Genomic DNA, 20239 nt, shown 5'->3' with positions numbered 1-20239 from the left:
CACCGTTTCCATGGCCGAGGCCGCCCTGCCCAAGACCTACGACCCGGCCGGCACCGAAGCCCGCTGGCAGGCGGCCTGGGAAGCGGCCGGTGCCTTCCACCCCGATCCGAACGCGCCCGGTGAGCCCTTCTCGGTGGTGATCCCGCCGCCGAACGTGACCGGCAGCCTGCACATGGGCCATGGCTTCGAGACGGCCTTGATCGACACGATCGTGCGCTTCCAGCGGCTGCGCGGCAAAAACGTGCTCTGCCTGCCCGGCACCGACCACGCCTCGATCGCAGTGCAGTCGATCCTGGAGAAGCAGATCAAGGCCGAAGGCGGCAGCAAGGACGACCTGGGCCGTGACGCCTTCCTGGAGCGCGCCTGGAGCTGGAAGGCCGAGAGCGGCGGCACGATCGTGGGTCAGCTGCGGCGGCTCGGCTATTCGGTGGACTGGAAGCGGGAGCGCTTCACCCTCGATCCGGGCCTCAACAAAGCCGTGGTGGAGGCCTTCGTGCGCCTGCACGAGCAGGGGCTGATCTACCGGGGCGAATACCTGGTGAACTGGTGCCCGGCCTCGGGATCGGCGGTGAGCGATCTGGAGGTGGAGATGAAGGAGCTCGACGGGCACCTCTGGCACTTCCGCTATCCGCTCAGCGGCGGTGCCGCCGCCGATGGCACCGAGAGCGGTGCCGAAACCGTCGACCATCTGGTGGTCGCCACCACCCGGCCCGAAACCCTGCTGGGCGACACCGGCGTGGCGGTGCACCCCACCGACCCCCGCTACGCCGCCCTGGTGGGACAGACGATCACCCTGCCGCTGGTGGGCCGCACGATTCCGATCGTGGCCGATGAGCACGTCGATCCCGCCTTCGGCACCGGCTGCGTCAAGGTGACCCCCGCCCACGACCCCAACGACTTCGCCATCGGCTCCCGCCACGGGCTGCCGCTGATCACGGTGATGGCCAAGGACGGCACCATGAACGCCGCCGCCGGCCGCTTCGCCGGACTGGATCGCTTCGAGGCCAGGAAGGCGGTGGTAGCGGCCATGGAGGCCGAAGGCTTCCTGGTGAAGGTGGAACCCCACCGCCACAGCGTGCCGTTCTCGGATCGGGGCAAGGTGCCGGTGGAGCCGCTGCTCTCCACCCAGTGGTTCGCACGAGCCGAGCCGCTGGCGGCCCGCTGCCGCGAGGCCCTTGATCAAGGCGAACCCCGCTTCGTGCCCCAGCGCTGGGAGAAGGTCTACCGCGACTGGCTCACCGACATCCGCGACTGGTGCATCAGTCGCCAGCTCTGGTGGGGCCACCGCATCCCCGCCTGGTTCGTGGTGAGCGAGACCGGCGGCGTGATCACTGACGCCACTCCTTACGTGGTGGCCCGCGATGCCGCCGAAGCCCAGGCCAAGGCGGAAACTCAGTTCGGTGCAGCCAGCCGGGCGGCGGGCCGGAAGCTACAGCTGGAGCAGGACCCGGACGTGCTCGACACCTGGTTCTCCAGCGGCCTCTGGCCCTTCTCCACCCTGGGCTGGCCCGATGAAAGCAGCGCCGATCTGGCCACCTGGTATCCCACCAGCGTGCTGGTGACCGGCTTCGACATCATCTTTTTCTGGGTGGCGCGGATGACGATGCTCTCCGGCGCCTTTCTGCAGGAGGGCGAGGTACCGGTCGGCGGCCGCGACACCTGGATCCCCTTCCGTGACGTGATGATTCACGGCCTGGTGCGGGATGAAAACAACCGCAAGATGAGCAAGAGCGCCGGCAACGGCATCGACCCCCTGCCCCTGATCGAGCGCTACGGCGCCGACGCTCTGCGCTTCGCCCTGGTGCGCGAAGTGGCCGGCGCCGGCCAGGACATCCGCCTCGACTACGACCGCAAGGACGGCAGCTCCGCCACGGTGGAGGCGGCGCGCAACTTCGCCAACAAGCTCTGGAACGCCACCCGCTTCGCCCTGATGAATCTCGGGGGGGAGACCCCCGCCAGCCTCGGCAATCCCGATCCGGCTGCGCTGACCCTGGCGGACCGCTGGATCCTCTCGCGCCTGGCGCGGGTGAACCGCGAAACGGCCGAGCGCTACGGCAGCTACGGCCTCGGGGAAGCCGCCAAGGGGCTCTACGAGTTCGCCTGGAACGAGGTGTGCGACTGGACGATCGAGCTGCTCAAGCGGCGGCTCAATCCCCGCCCTGCCAGCGAGGCCTGCACCCCGGGCGAGCCGCTCAGCGCCGCAGCCCTGGCCGATCAGCGTGTGGCCCGCCAGGTGCTCGCCAAGGTGCTGACGGAGCTGCTGGTGCTGCTGCATCCGCTGATGCCCCACCTCAGCGAGGAGCTCTGGCACGGGCTCACCGGCGCACCCGAGGGCACCTTCCTGGCCCTGCAGCCCTGGCCCGCCGTGGACGAGGCCGCCCTTGACGCCTCCCTGGAAGCCCAGTTCGCCGAACTGATCGAGGCGATCCGGGTGGTGCGCAACCTGCGGGCCGTGGCCGGCCTCAAGCCCTCCCAACCGGCGCCGGTGGTGTTCGTCACCGGACGGCCGGAGCTGGCGGCGGTGCTGAACGCAGCCAGCGGCGACATCACCGCCCTCACCCGCGCCGCCTCCGTGGAGGTGCGCGATCCAGCTGCCTCAACCCAGGCTGCGGCGAGCGAACGCTGCCTCGCCGCCGTGAGCGGCGAACTGCAGGTGCTGCTGCCGATCGAGGGCCTGGTGGATCTCGATGCCCTGCGCGGCCGCCTCGAGAAGGACATCGCCAAGGCCGAGAAGGAGATCAAGGGCCTGGCCAGCCGCCTCGCCAATCCCAACTTCGCCGGCAAGGCTCCCCCGGAGGTGGTGGCGGAGTGCCGCGCCAACCTGGCCGAAGCCGAAGCTCAGGCGACGCTGGCCCGGGGGCGACTGGAAGGGCTGGGCTGAGCCCAGCCGCCTCTGGACACCGCCTGGGGGCAGGGCATCACCAGTACACCGGATCCCGGAAGGGCTCCACGCAGGTGGGGCGCTCCGGGATGGCGGGAATGCCCTCTGCCGTGAGCGAACGGCCGAGCCATCCCTCCGGCCGAGAGAGCTGCAGCGGCGGCTGGATCACCTCCTGCGCCAGAGGCCTGAATCCCGCTTGTCCATAGAAGGCGGGGTCGCCGTAGGTGAGCACCGCCGCCAGCGAGCGGCGCCTGAGCTCCTGCAGACCGTGATGGATCAGCCCCAGGCCGATGCCTTGGCGCTGATGGGCCGTGCTCACCGCCAACGGAGCGAGCAGGTCGATACGAATCTGATGCTGCGCAAAGTGCAGGCGGGTGAAGAAGAGGCAGCCCAGCAGGGAGCCTGCCTGCTGGGCCCCGAAGGCGATCACCTCCTGATCGTCGATCAGGGCGGACAGTGCAGAGGCAAGCCGGCCCACCAGCAAGCCTTCCTGCGCACCTTCGGAGGCTGTGAACACCTCGGTGAAGAGCTGGCTCACCACTTCCCGGCAGTCTCTGCCGAGAAGGCTGACCTCCCATTCCTGCATGGCGCGCTGGGCGCCTCGAGGAGGCCGCGGCTGCTCAGGGTCCGGCAGGGAGGCGGATTGCATTCCATGCGGCGTCATGCAAGAACCAGGGCCAGCGTCTTCAGTTGCCGAGCACGCTCAGGTCCTGCACCTTGCCGGAATTCGACACCAGGCAGCGCCACTTCTCATTGGTGGAGCCGCCGCGCACGCCGATCGCGTTGATGATCACCTCCGAGTTGGCCTGGGAGAACTCGCTGCGCACCACCTTGAGGTTGCGCACCTTGCCGGCGTATTGCGTGTTGATCGCAGTCATGCACGCTGATTTGGCCGCTTCGCTCACCGAGCTGGAACTGCTGCTGCGCGGGGCGGAGGGAACCACGGAGAGATCTTCCACCTTGCCGCTGTTCGACACCAGGCACCTCCAGGTTTCGTTCTCGCTGGTACCCCGCACGCCGATGGCTTTCACCATCACTTCGGAATTGGCCTGGGAGAACTCGCTGCGCACCACCTTGAGGTTGCGCACCTTGCCAGCGTATTGCGTGTTGATCGCCGTCATGCAGGCTGATGTGGCGGCGCTGGGCACTTCCGCCGTCCACGCATGGGGCGCGGAGAGGGCAAGGCCCAGCCCGGCAAGGAGGGCAACGCGGAGACCGACGTTCATGCCGACAACGACAGCAAGGGTTCAACTTACCCGGAGGGAGGAGGACCAGAGGCCCTCTGAATCCGTTGATTCATGGTTTCCTCGGAATCCTCCAGCGGGCGTGCTGACCGATCACAACCCTGCCGGCATAGCCACTGCACCCCCCGGCCACACCCGGCATGGCAGCCGATCCAACCGCAGCTCAGCCGGCCGCCGCCCCTCCGGAGCCCGGCTCTGGCAGACCCTCACCCACAAAAGTGCCTTCCTGTCGTGCGCCTGGGGCACCGGCGGCCAGAACGGCGGCTTCCGCGATGAACTGGGGGAACCGCTGCAGCGCTGCCTCAAGAGCGTGGAGGCGATCGGCGCCGAACTGCAACCGGCGGTGCCCCGCGAGGTGGCGGCCAGCTGATCAGCGAGGTGGAGTTCCTGGCGGAGCTGGCCCACCGCCGGAATGGCAGCGCTCCGATCGAATGGCGCCGCCAGCCGGCGCGAGTTCGAGGTGACCGGCCGGGTGTTCCACGAGCCGCGCTTCCCAACCCCCAGCGGCCGCGCCCAGCTCGCCGTCACGCCCCTGCCCGACCTCACCCTGCCGGGCCCGGAGCACTTCGGCGGCCTGGCGGAAGGCGAGCGGGGCCTGGTGCTCAGCCTGATCACCGCCCGCAGCTACGGCCAGCACAACACCGTGGTGTACAAGACCGGCGACCAGTACCGCGGCATGCCGCACCGCCACACTCTGCTGATCAATCTCGAGGATCTGGCCGCCAGCGGTCTGCGGGCCCATGAACGCGTCTTGGTGCAGGGCGAGGCCGGCGCCCTGGAGGGGATCGAGCTGATCCCCGGCTCGATCCGCCGCGGCGCGGGGCTGATGTTCTACCCCGAGGCCAATGTGCTGATGCGGCCGCACAAGGATCCCGAGAGCGGCACACCTGCCTTCAAGCGGGTGCCGGTGCTGGTTAAAGGTTGCGCTGCTTCACCCCCCAGCCCCCGAAGTACAGAACAGCCCTGTAGTAGAGCCAGGCCAGAGGAAAGCGCCGCTCCTTGAGCATGTCGTAGAACTGGCGATCGATCTCCCGCTTGGGAATCGGAACATCCTCGAGATACTGATAGAACGCATCGTGAACCAGGGAGGCGTGATAGGTGAGCGACTTCCCGGTCTCAATGTCGATGTGTCCGTCTGGCGTGCCCAGAATGAAGAGGCCGAGCACACTGAACTTGGGCGTGCAGCCATCCCAGGCGTAGCCGGTGGCATTGGCCTTGATCGTAACTGTTCCATCCGGCTCCAGCCGCAGCCATTCGGCGTGAAACGTTTTACCCCGATGGATGCTCTGGAATACGAAGTCTTCCCGGATCTTGTAGATCCAGGGATAGAGCCTCTCGCGGCCCGGGAATCGATCACGTGGGGCCGGACAGCCGAGAGCGGATGGTTCCATCGTGGTCTGGGGAGCAGGCCTCCCTCCAGGGCGGGGCAGTGATGCTCTTTACCCTAGGGGGAACTGAGAAGATTCACCAAGGATCGAGATATCTGGATCTTCCTCAAAGATCATTCGAAGCCTTTCCTGCAGCCGGGCGATCTCGGAAGAAGATTCCTGCGCCCGAGCGCCAAACCAGGGCCATCGACTGGCGAGGGGCGTAAGCACGGTGACACAGAGATCAAGATCTTCCGAATCATCGATGGTTCTGCCGTAGATCCCAATCCCACAGACCCTTCCCAGGCCCAGGATCTCCACCCACCATCCCCAGTCTTCGCAGGTGAAGAACGGAACCGCATACCCCCGAGCCGTGAGCTGCGCCTGCAGATAGAGGGCACAGGCCTTGCCGTAGGTGCCTTCATTCACCAGCTCCTGATCCTCACCGGGGAGCATCCGCAGCCCGGCTGATCGGATGTGCAGGAAGGGAAGGACATCCATGCGTGCTTAGCATTGCGCGAGTTCTCAGGTGCCGCACGGCAGAGATGGCCAGCCGGCCGGGGTGGACTGCCCTGCAAACCCAGCTCCCTCTGTGCCCGGCTGGCGACGAGGAGGGGCACCCTCGACAGGGCCACAGGAGTATCAAATACCTTAGCAATGATACTCATCGGAAGGCATTGAAACCTTGGTGCAGTCTGCCGGTGATGGGACCCGCTTCGGTGAGGTGCGTTCAGGCCAAACGGACCCCATCACCCGAGCCCTGCGCATCCTGGGCCTGGCCGCAAGGGTCGGGCCGATCGGCGAACACGCCCCTGGTATTGCCAACGAAAGATCAAAAACCAACGGCGCCACGGTGCTGACGCTCACCGCGAAGACCATTCGACGCCGAAACGCGCGGCATCAGAACGTCGGAAAGGAATCGATCGGCAGACTCCTTGGAATCCCAGATCGTCACGATCAGAACACCATCATCGGATTGACCGGCAAAATGATGGAGCTGCCCTTCCGGCAAGCCCTCACCGGGATGAACTGCGGCAATCTCGTCCCTGTACTCTTGCTCGCTGGCGCCAGGGAAGAAGTCAGACAGGATATAGGTCATCAAGACTCCGATTCTTGCTTGCATCGTCTTGCCTTTGACTTGATCTGTCAAGCCAGATGGCGCTTCTCCCGCTTCCGTTTACATCGGCCGGTGAAAGTTTCCTGTTGGCAGCCTTGCCCAGATTGACGCTTGACAAGAGGGCCTTGATCACAGTGATCTGTTCTGGCAGGCCAGGCCTGTGGATCGAGTACGGGTTGATCTGAATCTGAGCCTTTGGGCGGCGTCGGGTGCCGCCCTACAGCAACGACCCCTGATGGTCCATCGGCTCCAGCTGCGCTGGCTCGGCCCGCTCCTCCGCTTCACCCGCCTTCACATCCAGGGCCTGCTCGATCACCCGGTCAGTGAGGGCATCGAAGTAGGCCGAGAGGGTCTGCTGCAGCTCCTGGAATTCCGGCCAGAGCGTCTCATTCACGAAGGGGCGGCTCAACCGCGCCATCACCGTGGTGCGCCGCTGGCCGCGATACCGGTAAGGCTGGATGCCGTAGCGCCGCAGCAGGGCCACGAACAGGTGCCGCGACCACTGGTCAGCCAGGGAAAATCGGAACTCCACCGGGGGCTCCTCGGCCGCCAGTTCCCGCAGACGGCCCTGGATGCGCTCGCGGGCCCGCTCGGCCGCCATCCGCTCGCCGTCTGTGCCAGGCCTGGAGAACAGGGCCTCGATCCGCCGCAGTTTTTGCACCAGCTGCTCTTCCGGACCGCCCGGTGGCGCGCTCACGGTTCGTGGACCGGAGGCAAAGCCTCGGCTGGCTCCTGAGGTGGTGGATCGCTCGCGGCGGCCGATGGTGGTCGACTCCCAGATTCAGCTCAGTCACCGTAGGTGCATCCGAGGTGCGGTCGGCCCAGCTGAGCTCGCCTATGCGCGCAGTGATCTCGAGCTGGAGATCGAGCGGGTGATTCTTGCGGCCGCCCCTACAGACCCTTCCTGTCCAAGGCATCGGCCAACCGGGTCACCGCCGAAGCCAGCTGGGCCTGAGTATCGGGAGGTGCCACCGCCTCCTCCTTGCGTTTGGTGGCCTCGATCGCCCGCACGATCAGGAACACCACGAAGGCGATCACCAGGAAGTTGATCAGCGCCACGATCACGGCGCCGGCCGGCCAGGCGTTGATCGAGTCGACCTGGGCAGCCTTGAGCGCGGGCTCCAGCAGGCTGGTCATCACCAGGCTCACGACTGCGTCGACCACCTTGCCGAAGGCGCCGCCGATCACCACGGCTACAGCAAGGTCAACCACATTGCCCTTGTTGATGAAGGCCTTGAAATCGGCAAGGAAACTGGAGCGACGCGGGGCCATCAGCCGAACATCCGGGGGACTCGCGACAACCTACCGGTCGGAAGAACGGACAACCCTCTAGGGGGGAACTCAGATGATTCACCAAAAATCGTGACTTTCTGGATCGACCTCGAAGATCATTCGAACCAGTTCCTGCAGCCGTGCAATCTCGGGCGAAGAGTCCTGCGCTTGAGCGCTAAAATCAGGCCCATCGACTGGCGCTGGGCGTGAGTACGGTGACACAGAGATCAAGATCTTCGGAATCATCGAGGGTCCTGTCGTAGATCCCAATCCCGCAGATCCTTCCCAGGCCCTGGATCTCCACCCACCAACCCCAGTCTTCGCAGGTGCAGAATGGAACCGTATACCCCCGAGCCGTGAGCTGCGCCTGCAGATAGAGGGCACAGGCCTTGCCGTAGGTGCCTTCGTTCACCAGCTCCTGATCCTCACCGGGGAGAATCCGCAGCCCGGCTGATCGAACGTGCAGGAAGGGCTGGGCATCCATGCGTGGTTTGGATTGCTCGAGTTCTCTGGTGCCCCACGGCAGAGATGGCCAGTCGGCCAGGGATCTGAATGAACAGGCCTTTGAGGGCATCAAGGTTGCGGCGCCGGACTTCACTGATGCGGCTGTGATCAGGTTGCTGATTACCGGTCAGCACGCGGAACGCCAGATCCTCGTAGCAGGCGTAAAGCAGCCGCATCGTCAACCGCTGCGCGGAAGCCTGCGGCTACATCCGCGGATCAAAGCCCTTCTCCCCGCGGGGATCCTTGGCCAGAGCGGGGATCAAGACCTGTGAGAGAGCCAGCGCATCGACCAGATCCAGCCGGAACTACACCCGGTGGTCATCCGGGAGCCAGTCACTCGGTGATGGCGGCAGCAAGGTGGTCTGCTCCGGCTGCCATGGACGGAAGAACCTGGGCTTCTGCACACCGTATTCTCTCGCCCGAATCCATTGCAGTCACTGGGATCTGGGCAGATTACGGGGCGTCTGTGAAGAGGCTGAGTGCGATCGTTCTCCAGCCGCTGTGGCGGCCTTGTTCCCCGATGAGGTGGCCATCGATGGGACGCAGGCCCAGGTCAGGATGGGCAGCGCCCCGACTGAAGCTCCGCAGAGCGACACCGTTGCTTGGCCCTGCAGCCTGGCGCCGCCTCATCAGGCAAGGGCACTCAACCCCGGGGGCTGTGGGTCACGGGCACGGGAATCGCGAGCAGGTCGCCAACGTCGCCAGACGACACAGTCGAGTCGGAGGCAGCGACAACGCTCATGTCATCGAGCACTGCCGGGATGATGCCGGCATCAAAGGAGAAGCGGCCAGGGCCGTTGAACAGCAGCGCAAGGCTGCCGCCCAGGTACAGCAGCACCAGCTCGAGCACGTAGATGTTGAAGCCGGCGGTGGAGATGTGCTGGTAGGCCGCCACGGTCATCGTGCCGCTCAGGGCCAGGGCGCCGAGGGGTGTGAGCAGGCCAAGGATCACCAGCCAGCTGCCGATCAGCTCGGAGAAACCGGCGGCATAGGCGAAAAACAGCGGGAAGGGCAGATGCAGCGAGGCCACATAGGTGTTGGCGAATTGCTGGGGATCGGCGAGCTTCTCCTGGCCGTGGTGAATCATCAGGGCGCCGATAGTGAGCCGCAGCAGCAGCAGACCGAAGGACGCCATGGGGCCGGGCCTCAGATAGGCCTTCACCGCGGGAGCCAGCGCCGTGAGCCGAGCCGGAGGGGCAAAGCTGGTGACGGACTTGCCGAGGGCGACGAACCACAGGGCGAAGCAGGCGGCCATGAAGGCCACGAAGAGCTCGAGCAGGGTGGACGTGGACACTGGGAGGAAACGTTTGCAAAAATCATGGCAAGCCTTATGAAGGAACGTGAAGCGCCGGGTGCGCGGCCGGGCCAAGTCACAGCAGGCCATCCGAGCAACAGATCGGTGGCGGAGACCTCGCGGAGGTCCCGCCGAATCGCCAGGATGTAACAGATCCGTTACAAGCCGATGACCGCTGGCGAGCTGTTCCTCGAGAGCCTCAGTTCCGGGGTGATCACCCAGGCCGAGATCGACTGGCTGGTCAGCCAGCAGGGTCGCTTTTCGAGGTCCGAACAAGCGGCGATGCAGCGGCTGGGACGGCTGCTGGATCATGGGCAGATCCAACTGGGGTGCCGAATTGCACCGCACTGGCAAGGGAAACGGCAGGTGCTGCGCGAGTGGTTCGAGCCGCTGGGCCTGCGGCGCAGATCCTCCCTGCTCCGAACCACCTGACGGCAAGGCCAGCATCAGGTGGCGTCCTTCCAGCCAGGTGGAACCAGCCGCTTGCCCCTCACGTTGCTGAGACTGGAAAGATCGCAAGCATGCAACACCCCATCCCCTTGCAACTGTCACGCAGCCTGCTGGGTGCCGCAGGGATTTCAGCGTCATTGCACAATCTTGAGAGAATTCCCACCAGGAATCGATTACTCATTGTCAGCAACCACCGCAGTCTTTTTGATGCTCCCCTGCTGATGACGGCGATCAGTCGGCCGGTGCGGTTCGTCTATCACTATTACATGAGTCAAGTGCCGCTACTGCAGCAGGCAATGATGCTGATGGGCGCCTTCCCGCTCGAGACTGGTCAAGGAAGGCAGTCGTCATTCTTTCTGAAGTCAGCAAGGTTTTTGCAAGACAATCAGGTGGTAGGCGTGTTTCCCGAAGGCGCGGATCCGATGGTGAAGGTCAACGCCCCCCATCAGCTGAGCCCGTTCCACAGGGGTTTTGCCCATCTTGCCCTGAGGGTGCCGGTGGATGACCTGGCGATTCTGCCAGTTGCCATCGCTTCAAGGGATGAAAAGCAGGGAAAGCTTGCACCACTTGAATGGTTTCGGCGTTTCGATCCATCGGAAGCACTGTTTCAAGGTGATGGCTGGCATTCTGCGGTCGTCTATCGCCATGTTGATGTTTTCTTTGGCTATCCTCTGCTGATCGATAAGGGTTTGCGATCCCGCTATCGAGGCAGCAGCGGAGCCACTGTTGTCAGAGAAATCACCCAGGTCTGCTGGAGCCAGATTGCTGAATTCTTGGCTCACAGACGCTGCTGATGAGGCTTCCAGATTCATGATCACCACCTCCAAGATTTTACGGCTGATCCCTTGCACGCCTGCAACACCATCTCGGCCGTTGTTTGTCTTTTTGCCGGGCATGGACGGCAGCGGCACCTTGCTGCAATCCCAGGTTGCCGGACTCAGCCCGCACTTTGATATCCGCAGTCTGTCCATTCCCCCAGACGACCGCACAGGATGGGGCGAACTGACCGAGCGGGTGGCCACTCTGATCAGGGTGGAGCAGCAACGGCATCCTGGCCACACGACCACAGTTTGTGGCGAATCGTTTGGAGGTTGTTTGGCGTTGAGCCTGATCTCGCGCTTTCCAGACCTGTGTGACCAGTTGATTCTGGTCAATCCCGCTTCATCAGCCGGGCGACAACCATGGATCAGTGCCTGCAGTTCGTTGACTCAGCTGTTGCCGGCACCGCTCTACCGACTCTCCACCCTCAGTCTCTGCAATCTTTTGATTGCATCCCACCGGGTCAGCAGGCCACGACGGCAGCGGCTGCTGGCTGCCATGCAGGCAGTCAGCCCCCAGAGTGCCGCCTGGCGATTGGCATTGCTCCGGCAGTTTCGTCTGGAGGATCTTGCAATCGATCGCGTTCGTCAGCCTGTTCTGATCCTGGCCTCAGGAGCGGATCGCCTCCTCCCTTCCCAGCACGAGGCGTGGCGATTGGAACGCTGTCTTCCGAGGGCAACGACCCTGCTGCTTCCCGATAGCGGGCATGCGTGCCTGATAGAGAGTCAGGTCCATCTATCTGCCATCCTCAAGTCGCAGGCTCAGTGGTCTGATCGGATGTCACTCACCCGGGCGATGGGCGCGCCAGTCCAGCCTGCCGCAGTTCTCCGGTAGCCCCCGGCGGCCCTGGCGATGCCTGCAACCACGTTGCCGAGCTCAGGCGCATCGCCAAAACCCTGCTCACGGCCTGGCACCTGCAGTCTGATATGACGAGGTCCTGCGGTGGGTCTGCTGGCGCTGAGTGACCCGGTGGGTCTGCTCAGCGTGGTGGGCCAGGCCGGTGCCGGAAGCGGGCCCCGACTACGGCGCCTCAGTCGTTTGGCGGTGCTCACCTATGGGGCTGTTCTGCTCGTGGCCTGCTGGTGGGGGCCGGGGCTGCTCGGCTTGTTCGGCATCAGCCTGCAGGCCTTCCGAATCGCTGGGGGGCTGATCCTGCTGCCCCTGGGGTTGAGGCTGCTGGAGGGTCAGCCGGTGTTGCAGGGAAGTGGCCTGGCAGACGATCCGGCAGCGGCGATTGTGCCGATCGGGGTGCCGTTGATGGCAGGTCCCGGCACCATCTCACTGGTGGTGGCGGAAGCCCCAGAGGCCTGGACCGGGCGACTGCTGGTCAGCCTTGTGATCTGCGCGATGGCGATGGGACGCTTCCTGTTCCTGCTGCTGACGCCGCGGCTGTGGCAATGGCTTGGTCAGACCCGCGAACGGGTGCTGCAGCGCCTGATGGGGCTCCTGATCACTGCCGTGGCGGTGCAGATTCTGGTGAACGGGCTGAAGGGTTGTTTCCCCATCCTGGCCTGAGAGGATCTGGCAAGGCTGGACAATGAACACTGCCTTCCAGCGGTGATCCGGAGTGCCATGGCTGCCGAAGTGGTGATCGGGAGGAAAACGCTGCGATTGGCAAGGCCCAGCGATGTGACTGTCGCGCAACGCGTGGCGGCCCATCTGCAACGCCGCATCGCTGAAGACGACTGGCGTCCCTACCGGAGCAGAGAGGATGCGGTGCGAGCCTGGAGCCGACTGAGCGGCATCCGTCTCCAAGTGATGCAGGCCCTGGGCCTGCTGCACGAGGCCTGAACCTCTGGTGCAGCTCAGCTGCCAGCCAGTTCCAGTTCCGCTCGCGCTGGTGGTGCTGCAGCAGAGCGAGGCCTACGTCACCGCTGAGGGCGAGACCTTGAGCAGCGTGGCGGCCAAGCCGAATCTCAGCCTGAGCCTGCTGTGGCAATTCAAGCCGGAGCTGGCCAGCTGGCCCAGCGAGGAACCGATGCCGGCTGGCACCACCCTGCTGCTGCCCGTTTACCGCTCCACCACGCCGATCCCGGCCGGCCTGCAGCTGCTGGTGCCGGGATTCAAGCTCTCCAGCCCGCTGCCGGCGGGGGAATGGATCACCCTGCCGGCCCGGCGCTCCCACCATTCAGGCACCCATGCGGGAATCCGCCATGTCCCAACCGCTTCACATGGCGTTACAGTTGTCGTAACGAACTGAAACACTCATGACTGATCCCGCTCCCCGCTTCGGGTTTGTCGCCTTCGCCGAGACCTGGAACGGCCGCCTGGCCATGCTGGGCTTCGTGATCGGCCTTGCCACCGAGCTGCTCACCGGCCAGGGCATCCTTCAGCAGATCGGGCTCGGTTGATCGCCATGAGCACCGACTACTCCGCCGCCATCACCGCCGTCGTCGCCCTGGTGGTGCTGCTCACCGGCATGACCGCCTTCGTTCTGACCCGCCCCAGCGATCTCGCCCCCACCCCCCAGCGATGACCGGCACTCTCGCTCTCCTGCTGATCGGCGCCTGGATCACAGGTGCCCTGCTCCAGCCCCGACCGGCCGACTGAGCCATTCGTCCAAGACCACCATCCACCGCACCGGAGCTCCCATGACCAACACCCCTGCCAACGACAAATGGTTCGAGAACCGCGCCGAGCAGCTGATTCACATGGAGCAGCTCAAGCGCGCTGAACTGTTCAACGGCCGCGCCGCCATGCTCGGGATCGTGATCGGCATCGTGGTGGAAGGCCTCACCGGTTCTGGAATCGCCCATCAGATCGGCCTCGGCGCCCTGGTGGATGGCTACGCCGCCTGCCGCACCCAGTTCCTGCCCTTCTGCTTCTGAGCTCCTGCTCCGCTCAAGCTTCCCACCACCCCCGGCAACCCCGGGGGTTTTTGATGGCCACCACTCCCCTCTCACTCCTATGACGGGCAACCTCGAGGTCATCGGCTTCCTGTTCACCTAAGTGCTGGGCTGGGGCGGCGGCGGGGTCTGGTTCTACCGGCGCTGGACGCGGCCCGTCACCCCGAACCGTTGATCCGCTGGGGCCTTTTGGCCGACTCGATCAGCAGGTTGCGCAGCAGCTCCGTGGTGCTGATCAGCAGGTGGGCCATCCAGGTGCCGGTCAGCTTGGGTTCCGCGATGAGATCGCCGCGGCAGCGACCGATGGCCTGTTCGATCTCCGCCAGCTCCCGGCCGATGTTGCGCACCATCGCCTCGGTGGTCTCACGGGGCGCGGGGCGGGGTGGTGTCTGCATCTGTCCCACTCTGCGGCAGTGCTCAGCCAAAGCGGTAGTGCTTACGCACCGGGGCGTGCACCTCCCAGGTGCAGCTCAGCCCGGCGTCAAACACCACCAGATCACCGACCCCAAAGCGCACCGGCTTACCGCCATCGGGGGTGACCGTCACATCCCCCTCCAGCAGCAGGCAGGTCTCCTGCTCGTCGTAGGTCCAGGGAAAGGTACTGACCTCACATCCCCAGGTCGGCCAGCTCGTCACGCCCAGGCTGGCCAGCTGAGCCGGATCTGGATTGGACGTAACCGTGATGCCGGAGGCCATGGCTGTCTGCTTGAGAACCAGAGGCCATTGTCTGCTTCCAGCATGACACTCCTATGGACTGTCAAGCCCCGCCTCACCTCCGTCATCGGCTGGTGGTTGCCCGGTACTTGAGGGGTACGACAGCTGAGCCAGGATCGAACCGATAACGCCTTGCCCATTCTGTGGAGCCGATCACTACATCGAACCTGCTTCTCCTCTTGGAGACTATCGATCGGGTACGAAACGACGTGGATGCCCCGCGTTTGCCGCTTGAGGAATTGACCGAGACCACGTTCACTCTGGTGGCCGAGCATAGGGCGCTGACGCAGATCATCGATGCTGCAGAAGGCCTGATCGAGCTGGCTTCCCATCCCAGCAGGCTAAAAAAAGCGCCACCGATGCCGACGCCGTGTTAGTACGCGATCCCAGCGGCACCCCTGAGCTGCAGGAGATCGGGATCCTGGAGCTTCTGCAGCGCCATCCCTGTCGCGGCAGCGAAGCCCGGATGATCTCCTTGGCCTGCTGATGCCACCGCAGCGGGCAGGGAAGAAGGCCTCCGACTTCATCCGCTCCTGGTTGTCGCCGACTGCCACGACGAGGGTGGCGGAGATATCCACACCCACCCCGTCGGTGTTGCGCAGCTCCGGGCAGTGCTGCATCGTCAGTCGATCCAGCTGCTGGATGCGGCGGGCGAGGTTGCGCAGGGCCATCTTGACGGCGGCCAGCGGTGTGCTGATCTCTCCAGAACGCAGACCGCTGCAGCATTCCACCAGCTCCTTGCCCTAGAGCCGCTGCAGGCGTTCCGGCAACGCTGCCGCTGCCGTCACGACGATGGCGTGCAACTGATGGAGGGCCGCGGTGCGGTTGTCGGTGGCTGAATCCTTGATCACCTTGAGCATGCGGATCATCTCCACCAGGTCATGTCCTGCCTTGGGAATGACGATCAATTGGCCGTCAATGAAGCAGCGCGCAGCAGAGACCGGCGCCGTGGCAACCGGTACCCTCCAAGGAACACCGGGCGACTCCCAAACTCAGCAGCCCAACGCATCCGCTCCCGGTAGCCGCTGCGTTTGGCAACCAGCTTGAGGCTGCTCAGCCGGCCGCCATTGGCTCTGCGCTCATGGCGGCTGGGAACGGGAGGGGGTGCAACCAGCCGGGCAGACGGACAGGCCATTGACGGGACGGGAACGTCGGACTGCTATGGGGTCACGGGACTCCCCAGTTGGTTGCCCCACCGCACGGACCGACAGGTGCGCTGGGCGGCGTGCGAGCCGATTTGTGGACCCTTCAAGACCTCTGCATCGAGAACTGGGGGCCTGCCTGACAACCCCCATCTGCAGCGGCTCCTGCGGCCGTCTCCTACAGCCCCTTGCGGTCGAGCGCCTCGGCGAGCCTTGTCACCGCCGAAGCCAGCTGGGCCTGAGTATCGGGAGGTGCCACCGCCTCCTCCTTGCGTTTGGTGGCCTCGATCGCCCGCACGATCAGGAACACCACGAAGGCGATCACCAGGAAGTTGATCAGCGCCACGATCACGGCGCCGGCCGGCCAGGCGTTGATCGAGTCGACCTGGGCAGCCTTGAGCGCGGGCTCCAGCAGGCTGGTCATCACCAGGCTCACAACTGCGTCGACCACCTTGCCGAAGGCGCCGCCGATCACCACCGCTACAGCAAGGTCAACCACATTGCCCTTGTTGATGAAGGCCTTGAAATCGGCAAGGAAACTGGAGCGACGCGGGGCCATCAGCCGAACATCCGGAGGACTCGCGACAACCTACCGGTCGGATGAACGGACAACCCTCACGGCAGCATCGGTGGCAATGGCGTGTCAGCGATGGCGCCAAGATCAGTGGAACCCTTCCAACAATCCATCCGCCAGGCTCACCGGTATCCCCTTCAGGCTCGCCTTCACCCATGCCCGAGGCTCCGGTCCAGTCCGCCCGCATCCGGCACGCCCCCTGGTGGACCCGGGCCTTCCATGGCTTCAACCTGCTGGTGCTGGTGGTGATGGCGGCCAGTGGCCTGCAGATCTACAACGCCAATCCCGTGTTCGGCGGCCGCGAAGGCGCCACCATTCCGGATCTGTTGACGCTGGGGGGCTGGCTGGCGGGGGGGCGCGACTGGCACTTCGGGTTCATGGGGCTCTACGCCCTCAACCTCGGCGTCTGGATCGCCCTGCTGCTGGTCCAGCGGCGGCGGCGGCTGGCCCAAGCCGGTGATCTGAGCACCCTCAAGGGCAGCGGCAACGCTGGCAAGCGCCAGCTGGCCAGCCACCGGCTGGTGTACAGCCTGATGCTGATCCTGCTGGGCTTCAGCCTGATCACCGGCCTGGCGATGTACAAGCCGGCCCAGTTCTGGTGGCTTTCGGGCCTGTTTTCCTTCGGGGAGTCCTTCGGTGTCACCGCCTGGCAGACCCTGCGGGTCTGCCATTTCGCCACGATCCCTGCCATCGCTCTGTTGCTGATCGCCCACGTGCTGTTGTCGTGGCGGATCGGTGGGATGCGGCTGCTGCGCTCGATGCTCGCTTGAGTGCAGGCCCGTCTGAATCTCCATGCCCGCCTGAGCCCTGCCATGCCCAGCACACCCGTTCTCAGCCGCCGCAAGCTCCTGGGCCTGGGCATCTCCGGTGGCTCCTCGCTGCTGCTGGGCGGTTGTGCGCTCAATGACCTCAGTTCCTCGGTGGGCGACGCCACCCAACCCCTGAACGAACGTCTCGAAGCCCTGCTGCAGGGTCGGGGGCCGGTGCCGCTGTTCCGGCCCGATCAGGTGGATCCGGCTGCCCTGCTGATCAACAGCTTCAATGGAGTGCCCAGGCTTGATCCCAACAGCTACCGCCTGCGGGTCGATGGCCTGGTGAGCCGTCCCCAGAGCCTGGGTCTGGCGGCTCTGGCGGCCCTGCCCCAACACACGTTGGTCATGCGCCACGTCTGCGTGGAGGGCTGGTCGGCGATCGTGGCCTGGTCGGGCGTGCGCCTGGCCGATGTGCTCAGCCTGGCGGGGATCTCGCCCCTGGGGGGCTACGTGGAGATCAGCTCGGCCGATCAGTATTTCTCCAGCTGGGACCGGGCCTCGGCCCTCCACCCCCAGACCCTGCTGGCCACGGGCATGAACGGCGCGCCCCTGCCGGCGGCGAACGGGGCCCCGGTGCGGATCGCCACCCCGATCAAACTGGGCTACAAGCTCAGCAAGTGGGTCACGGGCCTGCGGGTGGCCTCCAGCCTGGGCGAGCGCCGCGGCACCTGGGAAGACCAGGGCTACGAGTGGTTTGCGGGGCTCTGAGGTCCGCCGCCTGATCAGTGCGTGGCGGAGGGGTTGTCCATGTCCCCAGAATGCTGCGTTCCCGGGCTCGTGCCATGGATGCCTCCGGCCTGCTCGAGCAGATCCTTCCCGCCCTGCGCTCCCCCGCCGGCGCCGTGGCCTTCGTGCCGCTGTATGCCCTCTGGGTCACGCTGCTGCTGCCCGGCGTGTGGGCCTCGATGCTGGCGGGCGCCCTCTACGGCACCTGGTGGGGCAGCGTGGTGGTGTTCGTGGGCGCCAGCCTCGGGGCGGTGGCCGCCTTCCTGCTGGGCCGCCACTGGCTGCGCGACTGGGCCCGCCGGCGGCTGGCGACGGTGCCGAAGCTGCAGGCGATCGAGGTGGCCGTGAGCCGCGAGGGGCTGCGCCTGGTGCTGCTCACCCGCCTGTCGCCGGCATTTCCCTTCAGCCTGCTGAACCTGGCCTACGGGCTCAGCGAGGTGAGCCTGCGCGACTACTGCATCGGCCTGATCGGCATCCTCCCTGGCACCGTGCTCTTCTGTGCCCTCGGTGCCCTGGCCGGCGACGTGGCCCGCTTCGGGGACGTGCTGCACGGCCAGGCCGATGCCGGCACCTGGGCCCTGCGGATCCTGGGCGTGATCGCCACGGTGGGCTCGGTGTGGGTGGTGGGCAGGGCGGCCCGGCGGGCGCTGGAGCAGCAGGAATCCAGCTGAAGCACCTCGCGCCAGGATCCCTGCCCGGGTTCAGGGCCCGGTCTGCACGTCCGGATCGGGCAGGGGCCAGTCGCGGATCGCTGCGATCAGCACGAACCAGGCCAGCCGCAGCCTGGCCGGCAAGCCGGGGCGCGAGGCGAGCTCCAGGTAGCTGGCCCGGCCGCACTCGGTCTTGATCCAGCGGAAAACGGCCGGAGGGACAGGCGGGGGCGCAGAGGAGGCAGGAGGTCTGGGCATCGGACAAAGAGACGGTCAAATCAGAAGCGGCAAGGGCCGCATGCGCCAGGTTGGCCTAAGAGCCTGCTGAAAAAGTCCCGAGGTCGCCATGACTTGAGTCTGACCTCTGGGCGCAGCGCCCGTGAACACTGGGCTCGGAGTCAGGCGTTCCCGGGCTGAATGGCCCTTGAAGGGGTTTTTCAGCAGTCTCCTAAGAGTTCGCTGAAAAACCATGTCCTGTCTGCGACATGGGTCAACCGCTCAGTCGTGATCAGAGCTCAACAGGAGCTCAGCAGCTCTCTGTCCTCCCTCCTGGATTCTGCGGGTGGGCCCACCGGCACGCCTCTGGCCCTGGAATCGCTCTGATCCAGCTCAGCACAGGGCTCAGTGCATCAAGGAACACAAGCCGACATGTCAGCAAACACCTTTGCCAGAATAATTTCAGGCTCTTAAACAGTTGTTAGTGATCACAAGGCGGGGCCTCTGAGAGCTTTAAGAGCCTAGGATTTCATCCATGGTCACTTCATCAAACGGCTTCTTCGGTCTGAATCAAGCGCTGCATGGTGGACGTGGACGCCGGAGGTCATTCTCCTTCGATCGATTTGAGGACAAGCTTTCCAGGTTTGCTCGCAGGTTCCGTTTCAATGCGGACCCTGCCGATCCCTTACTTGGCAGTCTCGATCTTTCGCCAGACGGCACCACTGGCGAACAGCTCCAGACCGAGATCTCTGCCTATGTGCGACTCGGCAAGAAGCTGTTTCTGCTCTCCTCGGGGGGAGGTCAAACGCTTCAGATCACCGATGCAACCAATCCGGCCTCGCCGCAACTGGTGGAGCGCCGGAGCTACGGCGGTGCCTACAACAGCACCTCAGTGGCGGCCTACGGAAACCTGGTGGCTGTGGCCCTCACGCCGGCGGACTACGACGACATCCCCTCCAAGGGCCTGGTGCGCTTTTTCCGGATGGGGAGGAACGGCCGGCTCACCCAGTTGCGCGATGTGGAAGTCGGCTATCTGCCTGACGGCATCACCTTCAGCAAGGATGGACGCCAACTGGTAATCGCCAATGAGGCCCAGCCCAGCGGTGACTACGGCATCGATCCTGCGGGCTCGATTGGCATTATCGACATCAAGGGCTCCAGACTCAGCCCTCGCTTCAACTATACGGATCTCAGCTTTGACGGCCTGGATCTACCCACTGGCCTGCGCATCTCCGGCCCCGACGGCACCACCGCATCCCAGGACATCGAGCCAGAGTACATCAGCATTCTCGGTGACAAAGCCTACGTCACCCTTCAGGAAAACAACGGCGTGGCCATAGTTGATCTGAGGACCCGCCGCATCGTGGCGATTCACGAACTGGGCTCAGTCGATTACAGCCAGTTGGCCGTAGATCTCTCCGACAGAGATGGCAGCAACGGTGGCGAGGACTTCCTGCCCCAACTGGGACAGGATTTTGTCGGCTGTACCCGTTCAGGGGCCGTGACGTAGCAGCGCAGCATTCCACCCCTGATCGTTGATCAACGAGCGACCACAGACACCACGATCGATGACAGCCGATTCAGGGATTCGGCAACAGCGATGGCATCTCG

The 20239-nt window shown here is 64.9% G+C and carries 32 protein-coding genes; 16 read left to right on the top strand and 16 right to left on the bottom strand.

Annotation, left to right across the window (positions count from 1 at the left end; genetic code table 11):
• The first annotated feature begins 10 nt into the window (after positions 1 to 10).
• Positions 11 to 2881 carry a valine--tRNA ligase gene (locus VB777_RS10865; RefSeq protein ID WP_323248873.1) on the top strand — a complete coding sequence of 957 codons (2871 nt, stop codon included), beginning with the start codon at positions 11 to 13 and terminating at the stop codon, positions 2879 to 2881.
• Between the two features lie 37 nt (positions 2882 to 2918).
• Here VB777_RS10865 and VB777_RS10860 read toward each other — a convergent pair whose 3' ends face one another.
• Positions 2919 to 3530 carry a GNAT family N-acetyltransferase gene (locus VB777_RS10860; protein WP_323248871.1) on the bottom strand — a complete coding sequence of 204 codons (612 nt, stop codon included), beginning with the start codon at positions 3528 to 3530 and terminating at the stop codon, positions 2919 to 2921.
• A 37-nt stretch (positions 3531 to 3567) separates the two neighbouring features.
• A complete protein-coding gene (locus tag VB777_RS10855; RefSeq protein WP_323248870.1) occupies positions 3568 to 4002 on the bottom strand; it encodes a hypothetical protein in 435 nt (144 codons plus the stop codon).
• 42 nt (positions 4003 to 4044) lie between these two features.
• Here VB777_RS10855 and VB777_RS10850 point away from each other — a divergent pair, with 42 nt between their 5' ends.
• From VB777_RS10850 to VB777_RS10840, 3 genes are read left to right on the top strand one after another with little or no spacing between them, the layout of a single operon-like run.
• On the top strand, positions 4045 to 4167 hold the full coding sequence (locus VB777_RS10850; RefSeq protein ID WP_323248868.1) for a hypothetical protein: 123 nt from the start codon (positions 4045 to 4047) through the stop codon (positions 4165 to 4167).
• A 40-nt stretch (positions 4168 to 4207) separates the two neighbouring features.
• Positions 4208 to 4495 (top strand): hypothetical protein, encoded by a 288-nt coding sequence (locus VB777_RS10845; RefSeq protein ID WP_322758044.1) that lies wholly within the window; start codon positions 4208 to 4210, stop codon positions 4493 to 4495.
• A 42-nt stretch (positions 4496 to 4537) separates the two neighbouring features.
• Positions 4538 to 5128, top strand: a complete 591-nt coding sequence (locus tag VB777_RS10840) for a molybdopterin dinucleotide binding domain-containing protein (RefSeq protein ID WP_323248866.1) — start codon at positions 4538 to 4540, stop codon at positions 5126 to 5128.
• On the opposite strand, the gene VB777_RS10835 is transcribed toward VB777_RS10840, so the two are convergent.
• The 8 genes from VB777_RS10835 to VB777_RS10800 form a co-directional block, all read right to left on the bottom strand.
• A complete protein-coding gene (locus VB777_RS10835; RefSeq protein ID WP_322758042.1) occupies positions 5040 to 5516 on the bottom strand; it encodes a hypothetical protein in 477 nt (158 codons plus the stop codon). The two genes, VB777_RS10840 and VB777_RS10835, sit on opposite strands and share 89 nt — an antisense overlap.
• Positions 5517 to 5564: 48 nt before the next feature.
• Entirely contained in the window at positions 5565 to 5993 is a 429-nt protein-coding gene (locus VB777_RS10830; RefSeq protein ID WP_323248864.1) for a hypothetical protein, read from the bottom strand.
• A gap of 331 nt (positions 5994 to 6324) precedes the next feature.
• Positions 6325 to 6591, bottom strand: coding sequence for a hypothetical protein (locus VB777_RS10825; protein WP_197158174.1), 267 nt, complete (start codon positions 6589 to 6591; stop codon positions 6325 to 6327).
• Positions 6592 to 6826: 235 nt separating this feature from the next.
• Entirely contained in the window at positions 6827 to 7306 is a 480-nt protein-coding gene (locus VB777_RS10820) for a hypothetical protein (protein WP_323248862.1), read from the bottom strand.
• A gap of 194 nt (positions 7307 to 7500) precedes the next feature.
• Positions 7501 to 7881 (bottom strand): large conductance mechanosensitive channel protein MscL, encoded by a 381-nt coding sequence (gene mscL, locus VB777_RS10815; RefSeq protein WP_197158170.1) that lies wholly within the window; start codon positions 7879 to 7881, stop codon positions 7501 to 7503.
• 181 nt (positions 7882 to 8062) lie between these two features.
• On the bottom strand, positions 8063 to 8365 hold the full coding sequence (locus VB777_RS10810) for a hypothetical protein (protein ID WP_323248860.1): 303 nt from the start codon (positions 8363 to 8365) through the stop codon (positions 8063 to 8065).
• Positions 8307 to 8561, bottom strand: a complete 255-nt coding sequence (locus VB777_RS17440; RefSeq protein WP_197158168.1) for a transposase — start codon at positions 8559 to 8561, stop codon at positions 8307 to 8309. Before VB777_RS17440 ends, VB777_RS10810 begins: the two co-directional genes overlap by 59 nt.
• A gap of 467 nt (positions 8562 to 9028) precedes the next feature.
• A complete protein-coding gene (locus VB777_RS10800) occupies positions 9029 to 9679 on the bottom strand; it encodes a DoxX family protein (protein WP_323248858.1) in 651 nt (216 codons plus the stop codon).
• A 168-nt stretch (positions 9680 to 9847) separates the two neighbouring features.
• Between VB777_RS10800 and VB777_RS10795 the strand changes: the two genes are divergently transcribed.
• The 8 genes from VB777_RS10795 (at position 9848) to VB777_RS10760 (ending at position 13776) form a co-directional block, all read left to right on the top strand.
• On the top strand, positions 9848 to 10111 hold the full coding sequence (locus VB777_RS10795; RefSeq protein WP_322758036.1) for a hypothetical protein: 264 nt from the start codon (positions 9848 to 9850) through the stop codon (positions 10109 to 10111).
• Between the two features lie 89 nt (positions 10112 to 10200).
• On the top strand, positions 10201 to 10923 hold the full coding sequence (locus tag VB777_RS10790; protein WP_323248855.1) for a lysophospholipid acyltransferase family protein: 723 nt from the start codon (positions 10201 to 10203) through the stop codon (positions 10921 to 10923).
• Positions 10924 to 10939: 16 nt separating this feature from the next.
• Positions 10940 to 11782 (top strand): alpha/beta hydrolase, encoded by an 843-nt coding sequence (locus VB777_RS10785; protein WP_323248853.1) that lies wholly within the window; start codon positions 10940 to 10942, stop codon positions 11780 to 11782.
• Positions 11783 to 11890: 108 nt separating this feature from the next.
• Positions 11891 to 12463, top strand: a complete 573-nt coding sequence (locus tag VB777_RS10780) for a MarC family protein (RefSeq protein WP_323248851.1) — start codon at positions 11891 to 11893, stop codon at positions 12461 to 12463.
• Positions 12464 to 12520: 57 nt separating this feature from the next.
• Entirely contained in the window at positions 12521 to 12739 is a 219-nt protein-coding gene (locus VB777_RS10775; protein WP_322758033.1) for a hypothetical protein, read from the top strand.
• A gap of 49 nt (positions 12740 to 12788) precedes the next feature.
• Positions 12789 to 13148, top strand: coding sequence for a hypothetical protein (locus tag VB777_RS10770; protein WP_323248849.1), 360 nt, complete (start codon positions 12789 to 12791; stop codon positions 13146 to 13148).
• 7 nt (positions 13149 to 13155) lie between these two features.
• Positions 13156 to 13299: a chlorophyll a/b-binding protein gene (locus tag VB777_RS10765; RefSeq protein ID WP_197158156.1), complete on the top strand. Its 144-nt coding sequence runs from the start codon at positions 13156 to 13158 to the stop codon at positions 13297 to 13299.
• A gap of 240 nt (positions 13300 to 13539) precedes the next feature.
• A complete protein-coding gene (locus VB777_RS10760) occupies positions 13540 to 13776 on the top strand; it encodes a chlorophyll a/b-binding protein (protein WP_197158154.1) in 237 nt (78 codons plus the stop codon).
• A gap of 176 nt (positions 13777 to 13952) precedes the next feature.
• Here VB777_RS10760 and VB777_RS10755 read toward each other — a convergent pair whose 3' ends face one another.
• The 5 genes from VB777_RS10755 to mscL (VB777_RS10735) form a co-directional block, all read right to left on the bottom strand.
• Positions 13953 to 14189 (bottom strand): hypothetical protein, encoded by a 237-nt coding sequence (locus VB777_RS10755; RefSeq protein WP_197171111.1) that lies wholly within the window; start codon positions 14187 to 14189, stop codon positions 13953 to 13955.
• Between the two features lie 22 nt (positions 14190 to 14211).
• The gene (locus VB777_RS10750) at positions 14212 to 14490 is read right to left on the bottom strand and encodes a cupin domain-containing protein (RefSeq protein ID WP_197158150.1); all 279 of its coding nucleotides are present in this window, start codon (positions 14488 to 14490) and stop codon (positions 14212 to 14214) included.
• A 359-nt stretch (positions 14491 to 14849) separates the two neighbouring features.
• Positions 14850 to 15239, bottom strand: coding sequence for a hypothetical protein (locus VB777_RS10745; RefSeq protein ID WP_323248847.1), 390 nt, complete (start codon positions 15237 to 15239; stop codon positions 14850 to 14852).
• 12 nt (positions 15240 to 15251) lie between these two features.
• Complete coding sequence (locus VB777_RS10740; RefSeq protein ID WP_323248845.1) at positions 15252 to 15416, bottom strand: hypothetical protein; 165 nt, start codon at positions 15414 to 15416, stop codon at positions 15252 to 15254.
• Positions 15417 to 15828: 412 nt separating this feature from the next.
• Positions 15829 to 16209: a large conductance mechanosensitive channel protein MscL gene (mscL, locus tag VB777_RS10735; RefSeq protein ID WP_197158144.1), complete on the bottom strand. Its 381-nt coding sequence runs from the start codon at positions 16207 to 16209 to the stop codon at positions 15829 to 15831.
• A gap of 170 nt (positions 16210 to 16379) precedes the next feature.
• Here mscL (VB777_RS10735) and VB777_RS10730 point away from each other — a divergent pair, with 170 nt between their 5' ends.
• The 3 genes from VB777_RS10730 to VB777_RS10720 all read left to right on the top strand — a co-directional run bounded on the left by VB777_RS10730 (position 16380) and on the right by VB777_RS10720 (position 18433).
• On the top strand, positions 16380 to 16994 hold the full coding sequence (locus VB777_RS10730; protein WP_322758029.1) for a cytochrome b/b6 domain-containing protein: 615 nt from the start codon (positions 16380 to 16382) through the stop codon (positions 16992 to 16994).
• Between the two features lie 42 nt (positions 16995 to 17036).
• Positions 17037 to 17744 carry a molybdopterin-dependent oxidoreductase gene (locus VB777_RS10725; RefSeq protein ID WP_323248843.1) on the top strand — a complete coding sequence of 236 codons (708 nt, stop codon included), beginning with the start codon at positions 17037 to 17039 and terminating at the stop codon, positions 17742 to 17744.
• Between the two features lie 74 nt (positions 17745 to 17818).
• Positions 17819 to 18433, top strand: coding sequence for a TVP38/TMEM64 family protein (locus VB777_RS10720; RefSeq protein WP_197171123.1), 615 nt, complete (start codon positions 17819 to 17821; stop codon positions 18431 to 18433).
• 30 nt (positions 18434 to 18463) lie between these two features.
• Here the strand turns inward: VB777_RS10720 and VB777_RS10715 are convergent, their stop codons facing one another.
• Positions 18464 to 18670 carry a hypothetical protein gene (locus tag VB777_RS10715; protein WP_322758028.1) on the bottom strand — a complete coding sequence of 69 codons (207 nt, stop codon included), beginning with the start codon at positions 18668 to 18670 and terminating at the stop codon, positions 18464 to 18466.
• A 493-nt stretch (positions 18671 to 19163) separates the two neighbouring features.
• Between VB777_RS10715 and VB777_RS10710 the strand changes: the two genes are divergently transcribed.
• Positions 19164 to 20138 (top strand): choice-of-anchor I domain-containing protein, encoded by a 975-nt coding sequence (locus tag VB777_RS10710; protein WP_416238346.1) that lies wholly within the window; start codon positions 19164 to 19166, stop codon positions 20136 to 20138.
• Positions 20139 to 20239: the final 101 nt, after the last annotated feature.

Origin of the sequence: Synechococcus sp. CCY9202, from assembly GCF_034931685.1 — a bacterium.
In the GTDB taxonomy this organism is placed as follows: Bacteria; Cyanobacteriota; Cyanobacteriia; order PCC-6307; family Cyanobiaceae; genus CBW1002.
Note: the sequence above shows the minus strand (reverse complement) of the source record. Positions and strands in the feature narration are given on the sequence as shown.

Coding starts and splice junctions, on each gene's coding strand:
- VB777_RS10795 (WP_322758036.1), top strand. CDS start 9,848: ATGACCGCTGGCGAGCTGTTCCTCGAGAGCCTCAGTTCCGGGGTGATC.
- mscL (WP_197158144.1), bottom strand. CDS start 16,209: ATGGCCCCGCGTCGCTCCAGTTTCCTTGCCGATTTCAAGGCCTTCATC.
- VB777_RS10755 (WP_197171111.1), bottom strand. CDS start 14,189: ATGCAGACACCACCCCGCCCCGCGCCCCGTGAGACCACCGAGGCGATG.
- VB777_RS10715 (WP_322758028.1), bottom strand. CDS start 18,670: ATGCCCAGACCTCCTGCCTCCTCTGCGCCCCCGCCTGTCCCTCCGGCC.
- VB777_RS10835 (WP_322758042.1), bottom strand. CDS start 5,516: ATGGAACCATCCGCTCTCGGCTGTCCGGCCCCACGTGATCGATTCCCG.
- VB777_RS10710 (WP_416238346.1), top strand. CDS start 19,164: ATGGTCACTTCATCAAACGGCTTCTTCGGTCTGAATCAAGCGCTGCAT.
- VB777_RS10785 (WP_323248853.1), top strand. CDS start 10,940: ATGATCACCACCTCCAAGATTTTACGGCTGATCCCTTGCACGCCTGCA.
- VB777_RS10790 (WP_323248855.1), top strand. CDS start 10,201: ATGCAACACCCCATCCCCTTGCAACTGTCACGCAGCCTGCTGGGTGCC.
- VB777_RS10855 (WP_323248870.1), bottom strand. CDS start 4,002: ATGACGGCGATCAACACGCAATACGCTGGCAAGGTGCGCAACCTCAAG.
- VB777_RS10850 (WP_323248868.1), top strand. CDS start 4,045: ATGGGGCGCGGAGAGGGCAAGGCCCAGCCCGGCAAGGAGGGCAACGCG.
- VB777_RS10725 (WP_323248843.1), top strand. CDS start 17,037: ATGCCCAGCACACCCGTTCTCAGCCGCCGCAAGCTCCTGGGCCTGGGC.
- VB777_RS10720 (WP_197171123.1), top strand. CDS start 17,819: ATGGATGCCTCCGGCCTGCTCGAGCAGATCCTTCCCGCCCTGCGCTCC.
- VB777_RS10730 (WP_322758029.1), top strand. CDS start 16,380: ATGCCCGAGGCTCCGGTCCAGTCCGCCCGCATCCGGCACGCCCCCTGG.
- VB777_RS10840 (WP_323248866.1), top strand. CDS start 4,538: ATGGCAGCGCTCCGATCGAATGGCGCCGCCAGCCGGCGCGAGTTCGAG.
- VB777_RS10860 (WP_323248871.1), bottom strand. CDS start 3,530: ATGCAATCCGCCTCCCTGCCGGACCCTGAGCAGCCGCGGCCTCCTCGA.
- mscL (WP_197158170.1), bottom strand. CDS start 7,881: ATGGCCCCGCGTCGCTCCAGTTTCCTTGCCGATTTCAAGGCCTTCATC.
- VB777_RS10750 (WP_197158150.1), bottom strand. CDS start 14,490: ATGGCCTCCGGCATCACGGTTACGTCCAATCCAGATCCGGCTCAGCTG.
- VB777_RS10810 (WP_323248860.1), bottom strand. CDS start 8,365: ATGGATGCCCAGCCCTTCCTGCACGTTCGATCAGCCGGGCTGCGGATT.
- VB777_RS10830 (WP_323248864.1), bottom strand. CDS start 5,993: ATGGATGTCCTTCCCTTCCTGCACATCCGATCAGCCGGGCTGCGGATG.
- VB777_RS10760 (WP_197158154.1), top strand. CDS start 13,540: ATGACCAACACCCCTGCCAACGACAAATGGTTCGAGAACCGCGCCGAG.
- VB777_RS10825 (WP_197158174.1), bottom strand. CDS start 6,591: ATGACCTATATCCTGTCTGACTTCTTCCCTGGCGCCAGCGAGCAAGAG.
- VB777_RS17440 (WP_197158168.1), bottom strand. CDS start 8,561: ATGCGGCTGCTTTACGCCTGCTACGAGGATCTGGCGTTCCGCGTGCTG.
- VB777_RS10765 (WP_197158156.1), top strand. CDS start 13,156: ATGACTGATCCCGCTCCCCGCTTCGGGTTTGTCGCCTTCGCCGAGACC.
- VB777_RS10775 (WP_322758033.1), top strand. CDS start 12,521: ATGGCTGCCGAAGTGGTGATCGGGAGGAAAACGCTGCGATTGGCAAGG.
- VB777_RS10865 (WP_323248873.1), top strand. CDS start 11: ATGGCCGAGGCCGCCCTGCCCAAGACCTACGACCCGGCCGGCACCGAA.